Annotated in this window: 19 protein-coding genes; 10 read left to right on the forward strand and 9 right to left on the reverse strand. The window is 64.3% G+C overall.

Annotation, left to right across the window (positions count from 1 at the left end; genetic code table 11):
• Positions 1-17: 17 nt before the first annotated feature.
• From pstB to AACH32_RS02090, 6 genes are all read right to left on the reverse strand, one after another.
• A complete protein-coding gene (pstB, locus tag AACH32_RS02065) occupies positions 18-833 on the reverse strand; it encodes a phosphate ABC transporter ATP-binding protein PstB (protein ID WP_338604980.1) in 816 nt (271 codons plus the stop codon).
• Positions 827-1,696, reverse strand: coding sequence for a phosphate ABC transporter permease PstA (pstA, locus tag AACH32_RS02070; RefSeq protein WP_338604981.1), 870 nt, complete (start codon positions 1,694-1,696; stop codon positions 827-829). Before pstA ends, pstB begins: the two co-directional genes overlap by 7 nt.
• Positions 1,693-2,661, reverse strand: a complete 969-nt coding sequence (gene pstC, locus AACH32_RS02075; protein ID WP_338604982.1) for a phosphate ABC transporter permease subunit PstC — start codon at positions 2,659-2,661, stop codon at positions 1,693-1,695. Before pstC ends, pstA begins: the two co-directional genes overlap by 4 nt.
• 173 nt (positions 2,662-2,834) lie before the next feature.
• A complete protein-coding gene (locus tag AACH32_RS02080; protein ID WP_338604983.1) occupies positions 2,835-4,106 on the reverse strand; it encodes a putative porin in 1,272 nt (423 codons plus the stop codon).
• Between the two features lie 304 nt (positions 4,107-4,410).
• Complete coding sequence (locus AACH32_RS02085; protein ID WP_338604985.1) at positions 4,411-5,688, reverse strand: putative porin; 1,278 nt, start codon at positions 5,686-5,688, stop codon at positions 4,411-4,413.
• A 119-nt stretch (positions 5,689-5,807) separates the two neighbouring features.
• On the reverse strand, positions 5,808-6,641 hold the full coding sequence (locus tag AACH32_RS02090; protein ID WP_338604986.1) for a phosphate ABC transporter substrate-binding protein: 834 nt from the start codon (positions 6,639-6,641) through the stop codon (positions 5,808-5,810).
• A gap of 247 nt (positions 6,642-6,888) precedes the next feature.
• Here AACH32_RS02090 and AACH32_RS02095 point away from each other — a divergent pair, with 247 nt between their 5' ends.
• The 4 genes from AACH32_RS02095 (at position 6,889) to AACH32_RS02110 (ending at position 10,323) form a co-directional block, all read left to right on the forward strand.
• Positions 6,889-8,079: an ArsA family ATPase gene (locus AACH32_RS02095; RefSeq protein ID WP_338604988.1), complete on the forward strand. Its 1,191-nt coding sequence runs from the start codon at positions 6,889-6,891 to the stop codon at positions 8,077-8,079.
• On the forward strand, positions 8,076-8,318 hold the full coding sequence (locus tag AACH32_RS02100; RefSeq protein ID WP_338604989.1) for a hypothetical protein: 243 nt from the start codon (positions 8,076-8,078) through the stop codon (positions 8,316-8,318). Before AACH32_RS02095 ends, AACH32_RS02100 begins: the two co-directional genes overlap by 4 nt.
• 27 nt (positions 8,319-8,345) lie before the next feature.
• Positions 8,346-9,362: a Holliday junction branch migration DNA helicase RuvB gene (ruvB, locus tag AACH32_RS02105; protein WP_434062350.1), complete on the forward strand. Its 1,017-nt coding sequence runs from the start codon at positions 8,346-8,348 to the stop codon at positions 9,360-9,362.
• A gap of 208 nt (positions 9,363-9,570) precedes the next feature.
• On the forward strand, positions 9,571-10,323 hold the full coding sequence (locus AACH32_RS02110) for a ribonuclease H-like domain-containing protein (RefSeq protein ID WP_338604991.1): 753 nt from the start codon (positions 9,571-9,573) through the stop codon (positions 10,321-10,323).
• A gap of 350 nt (positions 10,324-10,673) precedes the next feature.
• Here the strand turns inward: AACH32_RS02110 and AACH32_RS02115 are convergent, their stop codons facing one another.
• Complete coding sequence (locus AACH32_RS02115; protein ID WP_338604993.1) at positions 10,674-11,762, reverse strand: choloylglycine hydrolase family protein; 1,089 nt, start codon at positions 11,760-11,762, stop codon at positions 10,674-10,676.
• Positions 11,763-11,862: 100 nt separating this feature from the next.
• Positions 11,863-12,720, reverse strand: coding sequence for a DUF1566 domain-containing protein (locus tag AACH32_RS02120; RefSeq protein WP_338604994.1), 858 nt, complete (start codon positions 12,718-12,720; stop codon positions 11,863-11,865).
• Positions 12,721-12,976: 256 nt separating this feature from the next.
• Between AACH32_RS02120 and AACH32_RS02125 the strand changes: the two genes are divergently transcribed.
• From AACH32_RS02125 to AACH32_RS02150, 6 genes are all read left to right on the forward strand, one after another.
• Entirely contained in the window at positions 12,977-13,411 is a 435-nt protein-coding gene (locus tag AACH32_RS02125; protein ID WP_338604995.1) for a hypothetical protein, read from the forward strand.
• A gap of 35 nt (positions 13,412-13,446) precedes the next feature.
• Positions 13,447-14,589: an ABC transporter permease gene (locus tag AACH32_RS02130; protein ID WP_338604997.1), complete on the forward strand. Its 1,143-nt coding sequence runs from the start codon at positions 13,447-13,449 to the stop codon at positions 14,587-14,589.
• 10 nt (positions 14,590-14,599) lie between these two features.
• Positions 14,600-15,406 carry an ABC transporter ATP-binding protein gene (locus AACH32_RS02135; RefSeq protein ID WP_338604999.1) on the forward strand — a complete coding sequence of 269 codons (807 nt, stop codon included), beginning with the start codon at positions 14,600-14,602 and terminating at the stop codon, positions 15,404-15,406.
• A gap of 8 nt (positions 15,407-15,414) precedes the next feature.
• Entirely contained in the window at positions 15,415-16,380 is a 966-nt protein-coding gene (locus AACH32_RS02140; RefSeq protein ID WP_338605001.1) for an MlaD family protein, read from the forward strand.
• Positions 16,377-17,060 (forward strand): ABC-type transport auxiliary lipoprotein family protein, encoded by a 684-nt coding sequence (locus AACH32_RS02145; RefSeq protein WP_338605002.1) that lies wholly within the window; start codon positions 16,377-16,379, stop codon positions 17,058-17,060. The genes AACH32_RS02140 and AACH32_RS02145 overlap by 4 nt, the downstream gene beginning before the upstream one ends.
• A 91-nt stretch (positions 17,061-17,151) precedes the next feature.
• On the forward strand, positions 17,152-17,604 hold the full coding sequence (locus AACH32_RS02150; RefSeq protein WP_338605004.1) for a universal stress protein: 453 nt from the start codon (positions 17,152-17,154) through the stop codon (positions 17,602-17,604).
• Between the two features lie 117 nt (positions 17,605-17,721).
• Here the strand turns inward: AACH32_RS02150 and AACH32_RS02155 are convergent, their stop codons facing one another.
• On the reverse strand, positions 17,722-18,993 hold the full coding sequence (locus tag AACH32_RS02155) for a sensor histidine kinase (RefSeq protein WP_338605005.1): 1,272 nt from the start codon (positions 18,991-18,993) through the stop codon (positions 17,722-17,724).
• Positions 18,994-19,049 lie beyond the last annotated feature (56 nt).

The raw sequence follows: 19,049 nt of genomic DNA on the forward strand, positions 1-19,049 counted from the left end.
TTCTCCACAGGAGCGGTCTAACCAAAGCGGCCGGTGATGTAGTGCTCGGTCTGTTCCTTCTGGGGCTTGGTGAAAATACCCTCGGTGGGGCCCATTTCCACCAAACGGCCCATGTAGAAAAAGGCTGTGTCGTCGCTGACCCGGGCTGCTTGCTGCATGTTGTGAGTAACGATTATAACAGTATAGCTTTGCTTGAGTTCCTTGACCAACTCCTCTATGCGGCTGGTGGCGATGGGGTCCAGGGCGCTGGTGGGCTCGTCCATCAAAAGCACCTCGGGCGACATGGCGATGGCCCGGGCGATGCACAGGCGCTGCTGCTGCCCGCCGGAGAGACCCAGGGCGCTCTGGTGCAGGATGTCCTTCACCTCGTCCCACAGGGCGGCGGACTTGAGCGATCGCTCCACGATCTGGTCCAGGTTCTTGGCTTCCTTCAGGCCGTGCAGGCGCGGCCCGTAGGCCACGTTGTTGTAGATGGTCTTGGGGAAGGGGTTGGGCTTTTGGAAGACCATGCCCACCCGGCGGCGCACGTCCACCGGGTCCACCTGGGGATCGTAGAGGTTGATGTCCTCGAACAAAAGCTCCCCCTCCACCTTGGTGCCGGGGATCAGCTCGTTCATGCGGTTGAGTAGGCGCAAGAAGGTGGACTTGCCGCAGCCCGAGGGGCCGATGAGGGCGGTCACCTGGTTGCGCTTGACGGTCATGTTGATGTCGGTCAAGGCCTGGAAATCACCGTAATAGAAGTTCAGACCCCTGACTTCGATGATGGGTCTTTCGGGAACGCCGGAAGGTTCCGTCGGCGCTTTCAGGTTTTGCGCGGCGCTGGTCTTTACCATTTTTTGGTCTTTCGCATGCGGGTGCGGATAATGATGGCCACCAGGGACAGGCCCAGCACCATGCTGATCAAAACCAGCACCGTGCCGTATTGCAGGGGCCGGGTCTGCTCTATGTGGGTCCCGGCCGTTGCCAACACGTAGATGTGATAGGGCAGGGCCATTACGGTGTCCAGGGGCGAACGGGGCAGGCCCACGGTGAAGAAGGTGGCCGCGGTGAACATGATGGGCGCGGTTTCCCCGGCCGCCCGGCCGATGCCCAGGATGGAGCCGGTGAGGATGCCGGGCAGGGCGGCGGGCAGCACCACCTTGCGGATGGTCTGCCAGCGGGTGGCCCCCAGGCCCAGGGAGGCCTCGCGGAAGGTGCTGGGCACCTGGCGAAGCGCCTCCTCGCTGGCCCCGATCACGGTGGGCAGGATCAACAGGCCCAGGGTGAGGGAACCGGCGGCGATGGAGATGCCCAGGTGGAAGTAGCCCACGAACAGGGCCAGGCCGAACAGGCCGAAGACCACGCTGGGAACCCCGGCCAGGTTTTGGATGCCCAGGCGCACGATCCTCAGCGCCTTGCCGTCGGTGGCGTACTCGCTGAGATACACCGCCGCGGCCACCCCCAGGGGCAGGGCCACCAGGATGGCCCCCACCGTGAGGTAGAGGGTGCCCATGATGGCCGGGAAGATGCCGCCGGCGGTCATGGAGTCCTTGGGAGCCGCGGTAAGGAACTCCCAGCTGATGGCGCCGATGCCGTGGATGAACACGTAGAGCAGGATGCCGCCCAGGGTCGCCAGCACCGTGAGCATGAGCAGGCGGAACAGGCCGAAGGCCAGGGTTTGGCTGAGGTGGCGCGAGGCCAGGGAGTGGCGGATCATAAGGTGGCCGCTCCTCTCTGTTGGAAGCGGCGGCTGATGTAGGCGGCCACCAGGTTGAAGCCCAGGGTGAGCAAGAACAGCACGATGCCGATGGCGAACAGGGCGTGGTAGTGCTCGGAGCCGAAAGGCGTCTCGCCCATCTCGGCGGCGATGGTGGCGGGCAGGGGGCGCACCGAGTCGAAGATGCTGCCGGGGATCTGGGCGGCGCCGCCGGCCACCATCAACACCACCATGGTCTCGCCCATGGCCCGGCTCATGCCCAGGATGGTGCCGGTGCCGATGCCGGACATGGCTCCGGGCACCACCACCCTGGTCAGGGTTTCCAGGCGGGTGGCTCCCAGGGCCAGGGAGGCCTCCACCAGATCCTTGGGCACCGCGTGCAGGGCGTCCTCGGCGATGGAGGTGATGGTGGGGATGGCCATGATGGCCAGCATGATGGAGGCGTTGAGCACGTTGAGCCCGGTGGGGATGTCCCACCATTGCTGCATCAGCGGGGCGATGACCACCATGCCCACGAAGCCCAGCACCACCGAAGGCAGGCTGGCCAGCAGCTCCACCGCCGGCTTGAGGATCTCCCTGGTGCGGTGGCCGGCCACCTCGCCCAGATACAGGGCCGCCCCCACGCCCAGGGGCACGGCGATGGCCGAGGAGATGACCGTTACCGCCACCGACCCGGCGATCAGGGGCAGGATGCCGAAGTCGGGCGGATCGTAGGTGGGGTACCAGAAGTCGCCGAAAAGGAAGTCCTTGACGCTGACCGTGGAGAAGAGGCCCAAGCCCTCTTTGAACAAGAACAGGACGATCAGCCCCATGATAATGACCGAGAAGAAACCGGACGCCACGAACAGGCGCTTGATGCGCGCCTCTTGCACGGTGCTGGTCACCTTGCGTTTGGTCAATGGGGCGACGGCCACCGGCGGAGCGTTGTCTCCGGTGATGGCCTGGGCCTGGGGAACTTGCAACATCGCATTACATCCTTGGTGAAGCACAATGACTTACGGCTAAATGTAATGCGCGGATATTTCCTTGGGGTGACTGGAATGTTACAGAGATGTGACAAAGAGGGGCCCGCGAGGGAAAATGACGGCCCAAAAAAGCGCCCCCGGCCCTCCGGGGCCGGGGGCGCTGGAGTGTTTGGCTAGAACTTGAAGATAGTATTGACGAAAATGGTCTGGGACTTGTTGGTCGCCCCGGGGATGTTGGCGTCGTCCGGCTCGGTGTTGTAATAGGTGACCTGCAGCTTGCCGTACTTCCACATCTGGTACTCGCCTTCCAGCTGCCAGCCCTTGCGGTTTACATAACCGGAGTCGCTGTCGGCGATGAAGCCCGGGGTGGCGTTGGCCTCCACGTCCTTGTACAGAACCAGGAACTTGAACTTGTCGTAGGTGACAAAGCCGGCCACGCCATAGCCGCTGTCCTTGTCCTGGTAGGGGCCGGAGGAATCGGCGTTTTGCACGTACTGGCCCCACATGCCCACCGAACCCTTGGGCGAGAACTTGAAGGCGGCCTGGGCGAACACGTCCCACACCTGGTAATTGGTGGTGCGCGTCTCGCCGTTTTCCGTATAGGTGGGGGTGCCGTGCAGGTTGGGGGGCAAATCGCCCGGATCACCCAGGTTGCCCCAGGCGGTGTAGCCCGCCGTGCCCACCAATGAAAAGGCCCCCGCTCTGCCCTTGATGCCGGCCTGGGCGGCCGGAGCGTAATCGTTGCTGCTCCAATCGCCGGGCTGGTTCACGGTCATGAAGGACGCGTTGATAAAGGGCCGCCAGTCGCCGCCCTTGTTGAAGGTGTAGTTGATGAACGCGCCCTCGGGAACCACGTCGGAGTCCCAGATGACCTTGGTGGTGACAAAGGGCTGGGGCACCTTGCCGAAGCTGAAGGTGAACGCCTTGTCGGGAACCAGGGAGGGAGTCCACTTCACGTAGGCCTCATCGATGCCCCAAGTGGTGTATTCCCCGAAGTAATTGCCCATGGTCACGTTGGTGCTGGTCGGGTCGTCGTCGCTGCCCAAGGTCATGCGCATGCCCAGTTCCACGTCTTCGTTGATCTGGCTGCGCGCCCCGAAGCGCAGGCGCACCCGGAACCGGTCCTTGTCACTCTTGCTGGTGGGCACCCCGTCGAGGGTGGTTTCGTCATAGGTGGTGTGCTCGTAGCGGAAACGCACGTCGCCGAAAAAAGTGATGCGCTCGGCCCATGCGGGCAACTTGCTGGTGGCGGCGGCCTGGACCGCTTGTTGCTGCTGTTGCTGTTGTTGCCGGACCTGGCCCAACTCGGCCTTCATTTGGTTTAGGGTCTGCTCCATGGCCTTGATCTTGGCTTCCAGCTCCGCCTGGGTGGCGGCGAACGCCCCGGCCGAAGGCAGCATGGTGAGCCCCAAAACCAAGGCAATGGTCATCAAAAGCCTTTTCATGCTTGCCACTGCTCCCTCCTCCCGCTTTTGCGTGCCATTTCCAGTATGAACAACGTGAAATCGAAGTGCTAGGTTGAAATGTAACCGTACCGCCATCTAGTTGTGCCGATATTCACAACTAGATGAGGCCATGATGCCAAAAGGGAGCGGGCGGCGTCAAGGTGCAAAAAACGTTATCAAATGACGGCGAGCTCGGGCCTGCGGGGGAGGGGGCAAAAAGATGGCCTGGGGCGCGGGGCCCCAGGCCTGGGTCCGAAGAGGGATGCGGCAGGTTGGGTGGGCGCCGCGATCCCTGGGTGGGTGCTTAGAACTTGAAGATAAAGTCCGCGAAGAAGGTCTGGGACGGGTTGGTGGCCCCGGGGATGTTCTCCTCGACGGGCTCGGTGTCGTACCAGCTCAACTGCACCTTGCCGTACTTCCACATCTGGTAGCTGGCCGAGAGCACATAACCCTTGCGGTTGACGTAGCCGGAGTCGCTGTCGGCGATGAAGCCGGGGCTCGCGTTGGCTTCCACGTACTTGTACCAGGCGTTGAAGCCGAACTTGCAGTACTTGACGCCGGCGCCGGCGCCCCAACCGGTGTCCTGGTCCTGCCAGGGACCGTCAGCCGACTGGTTGACCAGGTAGTGGCCCCAAGCGAACACGGAACCCTGCTTGTTGAACTTGTAGTCGGCCTTGGCGTAGATGTCCCACACCGCGAAGTTGCTGATCCGGGTTTCGCCGTCGCCCTGGGTCCAGGTGGGGTTGCCGTTGGTGTCGGGGGGCACGTCGCCCGCGTCGCCCAGATTGCCCCAGGAGGTGTAGGCGGTCTCGGCCTTCAGACCGAAGGCGCCGACCTTACCCTTGATGCCGAGCTGGCCGGCCGGGGCGTATACGTTCTGGCCCCAGGTACCGGTCTGCTCCACGGTCATGTAGGAGCCCAACACGTAAGGCTGCCAGGAGCCGCCCTTGTTGAAGGTCCATTGGGCAAAGGCGCCCTCGGGCACCACGTCGCCGTCCCAGATGACCTTGGAGGTCATGAAGGGCTGGGGCACCTTGCCGAACTCGAACATGAAGGCCTTTTGGGGCACGAAACTCGGGGTCCACTTGACGTAAGCCTGGTCCAGGCCCCACTTGCTGTACTCGCCAAAGTAGTTGCCCATGGTCTGGTTGGTGCTGGTGGCGTCGGCGTCGGCGCCGGTCACCATGCGCATGCCCAGCTCAACGTCGTCGCTGATCTGGCTGCGCACGCCGAAGCGCAGGCGCACCCGGAAGCGATCCTTGCCGTCCTTGGATTTGCCGTTGAGGTTGCTGTAGCTGGTGGCCTCGTAACGGAAACGGGTGTCGCCGAAGAAGGTCATGCGCTCCACCCAACCGGGCAGCTTGCTGGTCGCGGCGACTTCCACCGCCTTCTGCTGTTGAACCTGAGTAGTCTGAACTTGTTTGAGCTGGCTCTTCATTTCATTGAGAGTCTGCTCCATCATCTTGATCTTGGCCTCGAGCTCGGCCTGGGTGGCCGCGCTGGCCGGCGCCGCCGACCAAAGGCCGATGGCCATCGTAGCCGCCATAAACATGGCTCCGGCTACCTTGCCAACTCCTTTCATGTTCTAGCCTCTCCTTTCGGGTTGTTTAGCGTCGCCGGCGCCCCGTGGGGAGCACCGGCTGGGGGTTGGTGAAACCCGCGGCCCGGCCAAGGGCCGCGGGCTATTTCATGAAGGGATGCTTACTTGACGGCTACGAAGCCCTCTTCCACGGCGATCTTCTGACCCTCGGGGCTCATCACGAACTCGATGAACTTGGCCACTTGGCCCTTGGGCTTGCTCTGGGTGAACATGTACAGGCCGCGGGCGATGGGGTAGGTCTTGTCCATGGCGGTCTTGGCGCTGGCCTTGACGCCGTTGACGGTCAGGCCCTTGAGCTTGTCGTTGAGGTAGCCGATGCCCACGTAGCCGATGGCGTACTTGTTGCCGGCCACGGCCTGGGCCACGGCGCCGTTGCTGGCCTGCAGCTGCGCGTCGGGGCGCACGCGGGTCTTCTTGCCCAGCACGTGGTGGTTCCACACCTCGAAGGTGCCGCTGGAGCTGTCGCGGCTGATCACCACGATGGTCTTGTCCTGGCCGCCGACGGCCTTCCAGTTCTTGACCTTGCCGGTGTAGATGTCCTTAAGCTGGGCGATGGTCAGGTTGGTAATCGGGTTGGACGGGTTGACCACCGGCACGATGCAGTCCAGGGCCACGGTGAACTTCTGGGGGTTCTCGCCCTTTTCCTTGGCCAGCTTGATCTCTTTGGCCTTCATGTCGCGGCTGGCGTCGCCGATGTCGGCGGTGCCGTCGATCACGGACTTGATGCCGTCGCCGCTGCCGGTGCCGGCCACGCTGATGCGCACGCCGGGGTTCTTCTTCATGTAGACCTCGGCCGCCTTCTGGGCGATGGGCAGCACGGTGGTGGAGCCGGTAATGGTAATGGTGTCGTCGGCTTGCGCCGCGCTGGCGCCCATCATCAGGGCCGCGCCCAGGGCCAGGCCCAGCAGGCCTTTGGCCAAGTTGCCTTTTTTCATGGCTTGTCTTTCCTCCTTGAGTACACGTGTATGCGGCCGTGCCTTGTGCACGGTGTTACGCTCTTTCCTTGGGCAGGATGTTATTGACACCTTGTTACGCCTGGGTGACGCGCCGTAGACAATTAGCCGACATCACCGGCCGGGCCGGCGACCCCCGGGGGGGCGGAGGCTTTATTCCCGCCCCATTACCTGATAGGCTTCGCTCAAAAGGGCCGCCCCACCACCCATGGAAGGAGCCATAAGCCCCATGCGCCTGATTCTTTTCGCCGGCAAGGGAGGCAGCGGCAAGACCTCCATGTCCGCCGCCACCGGCGCGCTCTGCGCCGAACAGGGGCTCAACACCCTGGTCATGTCCCTGGACCCGGCCCACAGCCTGTCCGACGCCTTCGACTTGAGCGGCAACCTGCTGGGGCTCAGCGGGGCCCCGGTCACGGTGGCCCCCCGCCTGGCCATCCAGGAAATCAACGTGAACCTGGCCATCCGGGAATACTGGGACCAGGTGCACTCCTACCTCTCGGCCCTGTTCAACAACGTGGGGCTCAAGGAGGTGGTGGCCGATGAAATAGCGGTGCTGCCGGGCATGGAGGAGATCAGCGCCCTGCTCTACATAAACCAGTACGTGCGCGAGAAGACCTACGACCTGCTGATCCTGGACTGCGCGCCCACGGCCGAGTCCATGCGCTTCGTCTCGGTGCCCTCGGCCCTGGAGTGGTACATGAAAAAGGTCTTCAAGCTGGAGCGCACCGTGCTAAAGGTGGCCCGGCCCATCGCCGCCCGCCTGACCGACGTGCCCCTGCCCGGCGACGACTACTTCGCCAACCTGGAGAACCTGTTCGAGAAGCTCGAAGGGGTGGACCGCCTGCTCACCGACCACCAGAGCACCACGGTGCGCCTGATCTGCAACCCCGAGAAGATGGTGCTCAAGGAGTCGCAGCGGGCCTACACCTATTTCTCCCTCTACGGCCTGGCGGTGGAGGCGATCATCATGAACCGGGTGTGGCCCGCGGGCGAGGGCCTGGCCGGGCAGATGGCTGCCCTGCAAGAGCCCTATTTGGCCCAGGCGGCCGAGTTCTTCTCGCCCCTGCCCATCCTGCCGGTGGCCCACCAAAAGCGCGAGGTGCTGGGCCACGGACCGCTGCTGGAACTGGGCCGGGGCCTGTACGAGGGCCGGGATCCGGCTTCGCACCTCTACGACCGCCAGCCGCTGAGCTTTGAAAAGGACGGGGAACGCCTCCAGGTGCGTCTGCACCTGCCCAACGTGGGCAAGGAGGAGGTGAAGCTGCACAAGGTGGGCGACGAACTGGTGGTGGAGGTGGGGGTTTTCCGCAAGCACCTGGCCCTGCCCCACAGCTTTGTTTTGGCCCGGCCGGTAAAAGCCGGCTTCATCGGCGACGATCTTTTGATAGACTTTAGTAGCCAAGCGGGAGAAGAGTCATGAACTCAGCGCAAGATCAAGGCAAGGAGCAGGCCCGGGCCCAGTGCGACTGCCCCCTGTGCGCCCTGGGCGACCTGGCCCGGCGTTGGCGCGAAAAGTCGCCGGCCCTGGGACACTTCCACCAGGCCCATCTCGAGGTCATGAAGGGCCTGCGCGCCCTCATGGACGAGTGCATCGACAAGATGGAAGAAAAGCCCGCGGCCGAGGGCGAGCCCCGGGTAACCAAGATAGAGGTGGAGTAGGCATACGCGGTGAACAACCCCGAAGAGCTGCACGGCCGCCTGGTGGACGGGGCGCCCAGCGAGGAAGACCAGTCCCTGGAGAGCCTTCGGCCCTCGTCGCTGGATGAGTACGTGGGCCAGGCCGAGGCCAAGGCCAACCTCAAGGTGTTCATCGCCGCCGCCCGCCAGCGGGGCGAGGCCCTGGACCACGTCTTGCTGCACGGCCACCCCGGCCTGGGCAAGACCACCCTGGCCCACATCCTGGCCTCCGAGATGGAGGTGGGCATCACCGCCACCAGCGGCCCGGTTATGGAGCGGGCCGGGGACCTGGCGGCCATCCTGACCAACCTGGAAAGCCGCGACGTGTTGTTCGTGGACGAGATTCACCGCCTCAACCACGTGGTGGAAGAGGTGCTCTACCCGGCCATGGAGGACTTTCACCTGGACCTGGTGATCGGCGCCGGCCCCAGCGCCCGCACCGTCAAGCTGGACCTGCCCCCCTTCACCTTGGTGGGGGCCACCACCCGGGTGGGCCTGCTCACCCCGCCCCTGCGCGACCGTTTCGGGGTGCAGCTTCGGGTGGACTTCTACAACCCGGAGGAGTTGGCGTCCATCGTCACCCGCTCGGCCCGCATCCTGGGCCTGAGCATGGACGCCCACGGCGCGGCCGAGATCGCCCGGCGCAGCCGCTCCACCCCCCGGGTGGCCAACCGGCTGCTCAAGCGGGTGCGCGATTTCGCCCAGGTGGAGGGCGGGGGCAAGGTGGACCGCGAGATGGCCGACTACGCCCTGGGCCGCCTGGGGGTGGACACCAGCGGCTTGGACCGCCTGGACCGCGAGCTGCTCGACACCATCGCCACCAAGTTCGACGGCGGGCCGGTGGGGCTGAACACCCTGGCCGCGGCGGTGGGCGAGGAGGCCCATACCATTGAAGAGGTCTACGAGCCTTACCTGATCCAGCAGGGCTACATCAAGCGCACCCCGGCCGGGCGCGTGGCGACCCCCAGAGCCTACGAGCACCTGGGGCTCAGGCCTAGCAACAGCGCCCAAAAAAGACTGTTCTAGGCGGGCCGGCTTCGCCAGGCGGCGGCATACTGCGTTACCGGCAACGCTCCAGCCTCGGCGTAGTGCCCAGCTACGCCTCCGGCTGTCGCTCGCCGGATGCCTTGTCTGCCGCCCCCTGGCTGTGCCGGGGCTCGGGAGATATCCTTATCATTGACCGACCCAGGCGAGGCCCTGCCTACATGATGTTCACCCCGGCGGAAAAACCCGCATGCTGACCAAGACCTTCCTGCACATCCCCTCCGTGGGCCCCAAGCGCGAGCTGTCCCTGTGGCGGGCCGGACTGACCGATTGGCGCGACTTCCTGGAGCGCGGCGAATCCCTGGCCCCCCGCGCGGTGTACAACCTGGGCCGCCCGGTGATCGAGCGCAGCCTGGCCGCCCTGGAGCGCCCCGGCGGCCTGGCCGAGCTGGCCGAGGCCATCCCCCCGGCCGAGCACTGGCGCTTCTGGCCCAGCTATCATCGGGTGGCCTACCTGGACATCGAGACCGGCGGCGACCCCGAGGATTTCGGCGGCATAACCGTGGTGGGGGTCTACGACGGGGTGGAGGTAACCCAGTACGTGGCCGGGGTGAATCTGCACGAGGCGGCCCAGGCCCTGGCCGGCTACCAGGTGGTGGTGAGCTTCGCGGGCTCCAGCTTCGACGTGCCGGTGCTGAGAAGCGCGTTCGCCAACTTCATCGTGCCACCGGTGCACATCGACCTGCGCTGGGTGCTCAGGCGCCTGGGCTACAAGGGCGGGCTCAAGCGCATCGAAAAGCGCCTGGGCATCGGCCGCCCGGAGCAGGTGGGCGACATGAACGGCTACATGGCGGTGATGCTCTGGCAGGACCACCTGGCCGGCGACCCCGACGCCCTGACCACCCTTTTGCAATACAACGCCTGCGACATCGTGAACCTGGAGCCGCTACTCAACCTGGCGGTGGAAAAGCTGCGGGATCAGTTGCTGGGGAGGGTAGGGTAGAAACCCCGCCCCTACGCGGCTCATCCAGGGATAGCGTAGGTTGGGTAGAGCGCAGCGAAACCCAACAATTCCTCTGCTCCCGCTCACCAATCACTCGCAACAATCACCCCACCCAGGGCAACCCAGACAGCTGCGCTGTCTGGGTTGCCTAGCCCCGCGAGGCAACAGGAGGTCCAGCACAGTGCTACGCGCCGCTCAAACCGCTCTGATCCCTCCTTCTCCGACCTCTCGCCGCTCGGCCTGAAGGTCTCGCGGCCCAGACAGCAGAGCTGTCTGGGCCACCCGAAACCACCTCAATAAAAAGCGGCCGAGCAATCGCCCGACCGCTTCGCATCGTCTAACTACTCAGCCTACTTGGCCATGCCGGTCACATCCTGAAATAGCGGGCCGGTGTTGATGGGAAGGCGCTTGAGTTTGGCCGCCCCCAGGTCCAGCTTGTTCATGTCCACCACCTTGGGGGTCAGGTTGTCATAGGTGGCGAAGTAGAACTTGCGGTTCTTCAGGTCGCAGGCGTCCATCCACTCGGTTATGTCGTAAGACGCCTTGCCGTCTTTGTATGAGCGGGCCATGCCCTTGCTGATGAAAAAGGAGTTCAGCAGGCGCAGGGCGCTCATCACCGCCCCTTGACCATCCGGCTCGGGCAAGGCCGCCTTGGAGAAGGCCACCGCGCGAACCAGGCGAGAGGGCGGGGTCACGTCGCCGGGCAGGCCCAGCATGCCCGAGCCCTGGCCGGTGGGATAGAGGGTGATGTTCTGGAGCTTCAGGTCCGGCACGTTTTTGGCCGAGAGGTTTACGTAGTTGCGCAGGTTGGTCATGTGCCAATCAAAGGTGGGCGCGTTGGTGAGCACCCCCAGGGGGTCGTCGTACAGGTGCAGCTTGCCGCCCACGTACTCCACCACCAGGTTGTTGCCCTCCTTGTCGGTGACTATGTAATGCAGGCCCAGGGGCTCGGGGCTCACCTGGGTCAGGGCGGCGGGCCATACCGCAACCTTGGGCAGGGCCTCCTTAACCTGGTCCACGCTGCTGAAGTTGGTGAGTAGCCAGGCGATGAGCTCCCAAGGAGCCAGGCACTTGTCCTGGTCCGCCGGAGTGGCCTCGGGGTACTTGGCGAAACCCGCGAAGTAAAACAAGCCCGCGGCCAGGCCTTTTTCATTCATGCCGTCGACCAAGGCGGTCAAGCCAAAGCAGTCCATGCCCACGGCCGCGTATTTGGCCTTCCACTTCAAGCCCGGCTTGTTGTTGGGCCCGGTGGCGGTCATCGCGTAGCCGCGCGGAATGATGAGCACCTGGGATTGTAGGTCCACCCCGAACTCCAAGGTGCGGGCGTGTACCACCGCGCCGTCCTGGGCCTTGACCGTGATGCCGGTGCAAGCGGCCGCCGGGACCGCCGCCAGGATGGCCACCGCCGCCACCCCCAATAGAAAACCAAAAAATTTCATGGAATACCTCTACGATCATTAAGGTGAGAACGGGCGGGAATGGCCCGCCGATTACCGGCCCTTATTTTTGCTCGATATTGCAGCGCTAGGCAAGAGGTCTTTATTCGTCGGCGCTATTTTGGCCGCTGACCAGCCACACGTGATAATGGGCATCTTTTTTCATGCCCACCCCCACCCCGCCCTTGTCCAAATACAGGGCCATGGCCCACTCGGGGTCGAAACCGCTGGTGGTGGCCGACCAATATTGGGGTTGCAGGTTGCTAAAGGGCGCGGCCGGGTCCAGGGCCGGGAAGGCGTGGCCCGCGTGCACCATGAGCTCCAGCTCGGCGATGGCGGGCAGCCGCCAGCCGCCCAGCCCGCCCAGGCGCGCGGCATCGGCCTCCTTGGCCAGCTCCATGGCCCGGAACCAGCTCACCGGGCCGGGGCCCAGGTCGGCGCAGCGGCTCCAGGTCAGGCCGCCCATCAAGTCGCGCACCGTGTCGCCATGGGCCCGCCAGCGCGGGTCGGGCCAGGGCGTCCCGCTGGCAGTCTCCGGCCCGCCGGTCACCCACAAGGCCGGGCTGCGGCCCCGCACCGGCCATACGTAATAGGAACGGCCCTTGTCGCCATAGAACATGCGCCCGCCCTCGGTGTGCACGTACCAGGCATAGGCCGGGTTGGCCGCGTAGGGGGTGGCGGACCAATACCAGGCCAGCTCCACCTGGGTGAACGGGTGGCCCGGCGGCAGGGCCGGCCTGGCTTGGGCATAGTCCATCAACGAGAACAGCTCGCGCCGGTTGGGCAGGCGCCAGTCGCCGTGCCCCAGGTAGGCTTCCCGGTTTAGAGTGGCCACATACTCCCGGGCTTCATCCCAGAACAGGGGCCACCCCGCCGGGTTGGCCGAGCGGCTCCACACCAGCCCGGTGGCCCGGTCTTCCACGCTCTGGCCGTGTCGTATGAAACGCGCCGTATTGGTCATGCTCGCGTCCGATGGCTCCCGGAAGCTCCCTGTTTTCATGCCTCGTAATAGGCTACAATAACGGATGAATCTTATGTTAGCATTCGTAAGCTACCTTCATCCCGGAAGGAATCCGACCGTGCCCGCGAGATTGCAAATTATATCGGCCTGTATTTTGCCATTGGGCCCGGCCTGGGGCATGGGTTTGGGTTGCGGGTCGGAGCCGTCCCCCACGGTGAGCTCCCAGGCCGCCGCGTTTCGCGAGAAGATCCATTAAATGCTCATGGCGGCTGATGAAAACCTGGGCCCCTTGGCCACCCCCGAGCAGGAGCTCCAGTTGCGCCCGGTCATGAACGAACTGATCCAAAAGGCCGCGGCCAAGGGCATGAACATGCCCTACGCCCTGGCGGTCGTAGGCCAAGGCGGCAAGACGCCGGCCGGCGCGATGGCCGACCCCCAGGCTGGGGGAGGGCCCAAGGTGGTGAAGACCACCAAGGACTATTCCAAGTACGAAAAGCTGCGGCAAGCCCTGAAAGGTGGGAGGGTGGCCCATTTCACCCTTTACACCGGTGAGGGTAAGGTTTACATGGTATGTTCTCCCTTCAAGACCGGCGGGAACGGCGGCGCGGCCTGCCTGGCCTTTCAGGAAGGCACCCTGCCCGGCAACTTGAAGATCGATGAAAAAGAATTCGAATCCCTGAATTTCAACTGATACCGGCACAGGGGTTCAGTGAGTTCCGGCAAGGCATGACCAGCAAAAAAACCACCATGGACTTCAAGGCCGACCTGCAAGGTGACGGCGGAGCCAGAACCCTGGTGCTCTCCGGCCGCCTGGACGTCTACGCCACCGACCCACTGATCTCCCGTTTCGGCGCGGTGGTGGCCACCAGCGGCCTGAAGAGCCTGACCGTGGACCTGGCCGGCGTGACCTATCTGGACACCGGCGGGGTGATGGCCCTCAATATGCTGCAGCAAAAAGCGGCCGGGGCCAAGGTGCAGGTGGGCCTGCAGGGGGTGAGCCCCCAGGCGCAGGGCATGATGGACCTCATCCAGATCGATGAGCTCAAGCCCCTGCCCCCCAAGCCCAAGCGCGCCCCCGGCGGCCTGGTGGCGGTGATCGGCAAGGGCACATTCGCCCTGATAGACGACCTAGTCGAGGTCATCGCTTTCGTGGGCACCCTGTTCAAGGCCTTGGTCATGGTGATCCGCCGGCCTCGCTCCCTGCGCTGGAAAGATACCGAGCTTTACATGGAGCAGGTGGGGGTGGACGGCCTGCCCATCGTGGGGCTCATCAGTTTTTTGCTGGGCCTGATCATGGCCTTCATGAGCGCCATCCAGCTCAGGAGCTTCGGGGCCAACATCTACGTGGCCGATCTGGTGGCCTTGGCCATGGTGCGCGAGTTGGGGCCCATCATGACCGCCGTCTTGGTGGCCGGGCGCTCCGGCAGCGCCTTTGCCGCCGAGATAGGCACCATGATCGTGCGCGAGGAGGTGGAGGCTTTGGAGGTGATGGGCTTCGATCCGCCCACCTTCCTGGCCCTGCCGCGCATTGTGGCCATGATTCTCATGATGCCTCTGTTGATCCTGTTCTCCGACCTGCTGGCCATCATTGGCGGCCTGGTCATCGGGGTCACCTACCTTGACCTCACCGTCTACGGCTACGTGCAGCAGACCATGAGTGCCTTGGCGGTGAGCGACATCCTGCTGGGGGCCGCAAAGGGGGCTGTCTTCGCCTTTTTGATCGGCGGCATCGGATGCCAGCGCGGCTTTACCGCGCGCGGCGGGGCCGAGGCCGTGGGGCGGGTCACCACTTCGGCGGTGGTGGCCGGCATTTTTCTCATAGTGGTGTGCGACAGCATCTTCGCGGTCGTGCAGTACTATGTCCTGTAGGAGTTAGCGCGTGGAACCGGTGGTCGGCCAAAACCAACCCGTCCCGGCGCCAGAGCCGGCGCCCGCCCAGGTCAAGCCCATCGTGGTCAAGAACCTCTCGCTGGGCTATGGGCGCGCCCCCATCCTCAAGGACGTGAACCTCGAGGTGGACCCCGGCGAGATAGTGGTCGTCGCGGGGGGGAGCGGCTGCGGCAAATCCACCCTGCTCAAAGGCCTGGTGGGCCTTTTGCCTCCCCTCCAGGGCCAGGTGTGGCTGGAGGGCCTGGAGGTCAGCGGGGCCAGCGAAAAGGTGCTCAGCCAGGTGCGCCGCAAAATCGGGGTGGCTTTTCAGGGCGGGGCCCTGTTCGGCTCCATGACCCTGGCCGAGAACGTGGAGCTGCCCCTGGCCGACACCGCCCGCTTGAGCAAGGCGGCCCGTCAGGTGATGGTGCGCCTCAAGCTGGCGGTGGTGGATTTGGACGGGTACGAGGAGTACCTGCCTTCGGAAATAAGCGGCGGCATGCAAAAGCGGGCCGGCCTGGCCCGGGCCATGGCCCTGGACCCCACCATCTTGTTCTTCGACGAGCCCAGCGCCGGCCTGGACCCCATCACCAGCGCCGAGCTGGACCAGACCATATTGAAGATCAACCGCGCCCTGGGCACCACCATGGTGGTGGTGACCCACGAGCTCGACTCCATTTACACCATCGCCCACCGGGTCATCATGCTGGATAAAAGCGAGAAGGGGATCATCGCCGAAGGACCGCCGGCAGAGTTGCGCGACACCTCGAGCGACCCCCGGGTAACCAATTTTTTCCACCGCAAACCCCGGAACTGAGAGGAACCATGTCCACCCACGCTTCCAACTTCAAGGTGGGTTTGTTCGTCATCCTGGGCCTGGGCTTGGGAATTGGGGCCATAGCCTGGCTGGGGACGTCCCAATACCTCAAGGGGGCCGAACAATACGTCACCTTTTTCAACGAGTCGGTGCAGGGGCTGCAAAACGACAGCACCGTGCGCTACCGGGGTGTGGACGTGGGCCGGGTCAAGGCCATCCGGGTGGCCCCGGACGCCCGGCTCATCGAGGTTCTCATGGAGATCGAGTTCCAAGGCGATTTGTCCAAGGAACTGGTGGCCCAGCTTTCCACCGCGGGCATCACCGGCATAACCTTCATCGAGTTGGACCGCAAGAAGTCCGGCGAGCCCGACCTTTCGCCCAAGATCGACTTCGTGGCCGAGTATCCCATCATCCCCTCGCGGCCCTCGGAACTGCAGCGCATCGTGGGTACCCTGGACAAGGTCATGCAGCAGTTCAGCAACATCGACTTTGAGCTGATGGGCAAGCGCATGGACGCGGCCTTGGAGGGCATTCAGAACCTGGCCACCGACAAGCGCTTGCAGGAGATACTGGCCCGGGTGACCGACGCCTCGCTCCAGGTGGACGAACTGGTGGCCCGGGTCAACAAGGCCCTGGGCGAAAAGGCCGTCAAGGGCGTGGTGCAAGACACCCGGCGGATATTGAGCGAGGCCGAGAAGGCCGTGGTGGCGGCCCGCTCCCTGGTGGACCAGCTCTCCGAAGACGTAAGGAAAATGGACTTGGGCAACACGGGCCAGCGGGCCGGGCGGCTTTTCGAGGGCTTGGAGCAGCGCAGCTACCAGTTGGCCATAGAGGCCCAGCTCACCATGCAAAACCTGCGGGAAGCCTCGGAAAGCCTCAAGGATCTGCTGCATAACCTGGAGCGCGATCCCAGCAGCGTCATATTCTCCAGCCCGCCGCCCACTTCGCCGCGCCAGGAAGGGAGCCAGCCATGAACCGCAAGCCTAGTAGCATCTCATACCCCACGCTGGCAGCCGCGCTGCTGCTTGTGGCCGGCATGGCCCTGTTGGCCGCCTGCGGCGGCAAGCCCACGGCGTATGTGCAAAACTACATCTTCGCCTATCCCCCCCCGGCGCCGCAAAAAATCGAGCGCCTGCCCGTGGGGATCAAGGTGCAGCGTTTCGAGGCCCTGCCCCAGTTCTCCTCCCAGCGCATGTTCTACATTCCCGGCAATTACCGGATGGACCACTACGTGGATCGCCGCTGGCAAGGCTATCCCTCGGACATGGTGGCCGGGCTTTTGGCCCGGGACATGGCCGCCTCCCACATGTTCGCGGCGGTGTTTGGCCCGGTATCGCCCCAGACGCCCCGTTTCGACCTGACCGGCGGCTTGGTGCAATGCTGGGAAGACGACCGGGCCGGAGGGCCGGAGGCCGTTTTGGAAGTGGAGATCGCCTTGCTGGACATTCAGCAGGGGCAAACGATAAAAAGGGTGCTGTTCCAAAAGAGATACAAGGCCACCCAGAAAATGGCCGCCAAAACGGCCGAAAGCCTGGCCCAGGCCATGAGCCAGGCCGTGGCCCGGATATCTCCCCAGGTGAGCCTGGACGTTTATCAAGCGGTCCAGCAGCGTTTGCGCGAAGGCGAGCCGCCCCTAAAAAAACCCATGCGCTAGCCGGGTGGCGCCGCTTGGGCGTTGACTTGTCGGGGCGTTTCGGCTAGCGTGGCCCAAGCCAGGCACAAAGGAAGAGGAGATGGAGGTTCATATGGCCCATATAAACAATATCCTGTACCCGGTGGACTTCACCGAGCACCACGCCAAAATATTGCCCATGGTGATAGAGATGGTGCAAAAACTCGGGGCCACCCTGCACACCCTGCACGTGGTGGAAGACCTGGGTCATTATGCCAGCTTCTACATCCCCCATCCTTCCCTGGACAAGATGGAGACCGATCTCAAGTCCGGCGCCCAGCGCAAGATGGAAGAGTTCGTGGCCAAGCATCTGGAGCCCCTGTCCGGGGTGACCTCCGACGTGATGGACGGCGACCCGGCCAGCCAGGTCATCAAGTACGCCGAGGAGCACGACATCGACCTGATCATCACCGCCACCCACGGCCGCAAGGGCCTGGAGCATGCCATCTTCGGCAGCGTGGCCGAGAACATCGTGCGTAACTCGCCCGTGCCGGTGATGACCATCAACCCCTACAAGATGAAATAACCGCCCGCCTCTGGCTGGTTTCGCGGCCCCCGCCCCCGGGCGGGGGCTCGGTTTTGCGTGGACGCGGGGCCGTGCCGCCCCGCGCGCCGGCGCATGGGTTTGTCCGGTGTTCCGGCTTTAGGATTTCGTCGAGTTGAGGGGAAGGTCGCGGGAGAGGGAAAAGCAGAAACAGGCCCCCTTGGGCTGGGAGGTTTCCAGCCAGGCCTTGCCGCCGTGGCGGCGGGCGATCTCGCGCACGATGGCCAGCCCCAGGCCGGTGCCCTCGGTGCCCTGGGAGGTGTCGGCCCGCTTGAACAGGGTGAAGCACTTTTCCACCAGGTCTTCGGTGACCCCCACCCCGTCGTCGCTGACCTGCAACACGTGGAACCCCTCGTCCTGACGGTGCAACACCCGCACCTTGCTCAGGCCCGGGCCGCCGTATTTCAGGGCGTTGTCCACCAGGTTGGTGACGGCCCGGACCAGGGCCCCCTGGTCGACCTTGAGCACCACCTCCTCGGCGGGCAGTTCCAAGACCACCCCCTGTTTTTCCAGGCGCTCGGCCATCTCCCCGGCCACCTCGTCCAACACCTCTTTCAGGCTCACCTCGCTGAGATTCAGGGGCGCTTCCTTTACCCGGATGTAGGCGTTGACCTCCTGGGCCAGGTCCTCGATGCGCTGGGCCGCCTTTTCGATCTGGGTGATGATGGCCCGGCCCTTTTCGTCCAGGTTGTGGCCGGCCCGCTGGGCCAGCATGCGGGCCAGGCCGTGCACCCCGGTGGCCGGGCTTTTCATGTCGTGGCAGGCGGTGTAGGCGAAAAACTGCACCGCCTCCTTTTGCTCGGCCATCTGGCGGGCCTGCTCGCTGAGGGCCTGGGCCTGCAGCACGCTTTCGGCGGTGGTGGCCACCAGGTTGCCCATGACCATGACCAGGTCGATGGAGGCCATCTCCAGGGGGATGATATCCTCGGCGGACAGGTTCATCACCCCGATCACCTGGTCGCGGGTGATGAGCGGCAGGCAGATGACCAGCTTGAAGCCCTTGGAGGACAACAGGGCCACCCGGTCGGTGTCATCCAGGTCTTCCACCCGCATGGCCAAAAAGCTGCGGGTGCGGGCGGCCTTGCTGGTGAAACCCACCCCGGCGGGCACCGTTTCCAGGCCCTCGGGGCTTAGCCCCCGGTGCACCACCAGGTGATAGCAATCCTCATCGGGCGCGGCCATGTAAAGCCGTCCCGCGTTCACCCCCAATTGCTCCATGACCAGTTCCAGGGCTCCGCCCAGGAGGTCTTCCAAGTTGGTCCGGGTGCTCAGGTAGTTGCTGAGCTGCAACAGCACCGACAGCGCCCGGTTGCGCTCCCTTAGCTGGTTCTGGTCCAGGGGGACGGTTATGAGGCGCTGGTTGCGCAGCACTCCTTAGGCTCCTGTAGGACCATTGAAAAGGCCCCGGGGAAACCCCGGGGCCGAAA

Source organism: Desulfoferula mesophila (assembly GCF_037076455.1).
GTDB classification, from domain to species: domain Bacteria; phylum Desulfobacterota; class Desulfarculia; order Desulfarculales; family Desulfarculaceae; genus Desulfoferula; species Desulfoferula mesophila.

What these genes read in the sequence shown, in the direction of transcription:
- AACH32_RS02140 (WP_338605001.1), top strand. Translation starts at nt 15,415, where the DNA reads ATGTCCACCCACGCTTCCAACTTCAAGGTGGGTTTGTTCGTCATCCTG.
- AACH32_RS02125 (WP_338604995.1), top strand. Translation starts at nt 12,977, where the DNA reads ATGCTCATGGCGGCTGATGAAAACCTGGGCCCCTTGGCCACCCCCGAG.
- AACH32_RS02115 (WP_338604993.1), bottom strand. Translation starts at nt 11,762, where the DNA reads ATGAAATTTTTTGGTTTTCTATTGGGGGTGGCGGCGGTGGCCATCCTG.
- AACH32_RS02085 (WP_338604985.1), bottom strand. Translation starts at nt 5,688, where the DNA reads ATGAAAGGAGTTGGCAAGGTAGCCGGAGCCATGTTTATGGCGGCTACG.
- AACH32_RS02130 (WP_338604997.1), top strand. Translation starts at nt 13,447, where the DNA reads ATGACCAGCAAAAAAACCACCATGGACTTCAAGGCCGACCTGCAAGGT.
- AACH32_RS02090 (WP_338604986.1), bottom strand. Translation starts at nt 6,641, where the DNA reads ATGAAAAAAGGCAACTTGGCCAAAGGCCTGCTGGGCCTGGCCCTGGGC.
- AACH32_RS02145 (WP_338605002.1), top strand. Translation starts at nt 16,377, where the DNA reads ATGAACCGCAAGCCTAGTAGCATCTCATACCCCACGCTGGCAGCCGCG.
- AACH32_RS02150 (WP_338605004.1), top strand. Translation starts at nt 17,152, where the DNA reads ATGGCCCATATAAACAATATCCTGTACCCGGTGGACTTCACCGAGCAC.
- pstB (WP_338604980.1), bottom strand. Translation starts at nt 833, where the DNA reads ATGGTAAAGACCAGCGCCGCGCAAAACCTGAAAGCGCCGACGGAACCT.
- pstA (WP_338604981.1), bottom strand. Translation starts at nt 1,696, where the DNA reads ATGATCCGCCACTCCCTGGCCTCGCGCCACCTCAGCCAAACCCTGGCC.
- pstC (WP_338604982.1), bottom strand. Translation starts at nt 2,661, where the DNA reads ATGTTGCAAGTTCCCCAGGCCCAGGCCATCACCGGAGACAACGCTCCG.
- AACH32_RS02100 (WP_338604989.1), top strand. Translation starts at nt 8,076, where the DNA reads ATGAACTCAGCGCAAGATCAAGGCAAGGAGCAGGCCCGGGCCCAGTGC.
- AACH32_RS02120 (WP_338604994.1), bottom strand. Translation starts at nt 12,720, where the DNA reads ATGACCAATACGGCGCGTTTCATACGACACGGCCAGAGCGTGGAAGAC.
- AACH32_RS02110 (WP_338604991.1), top strand. Translation starts at nt 9,571, where the DNA reads ATGCTGACCAAGACCTTCCTGCACATCCCCTCCGTGGGCCCCAAGCGC.
- AACH32_RS02095 (WP_338604988.1), top strand. Translation starts at nt 6,889, where the DNA reads ATGCGCCTGATTCTTTTCGCCGGCAAGGGAGGCAGCGGCAAGACCTCC.
- AACH32_RS02080 (WP_338604983.1), bottom strand. Translation starts at nt 4,106, where the DNA reads ATGAAAAGGCTTTTGATGACCATTGCCTTGGTTTTGGGGCTCACCATG.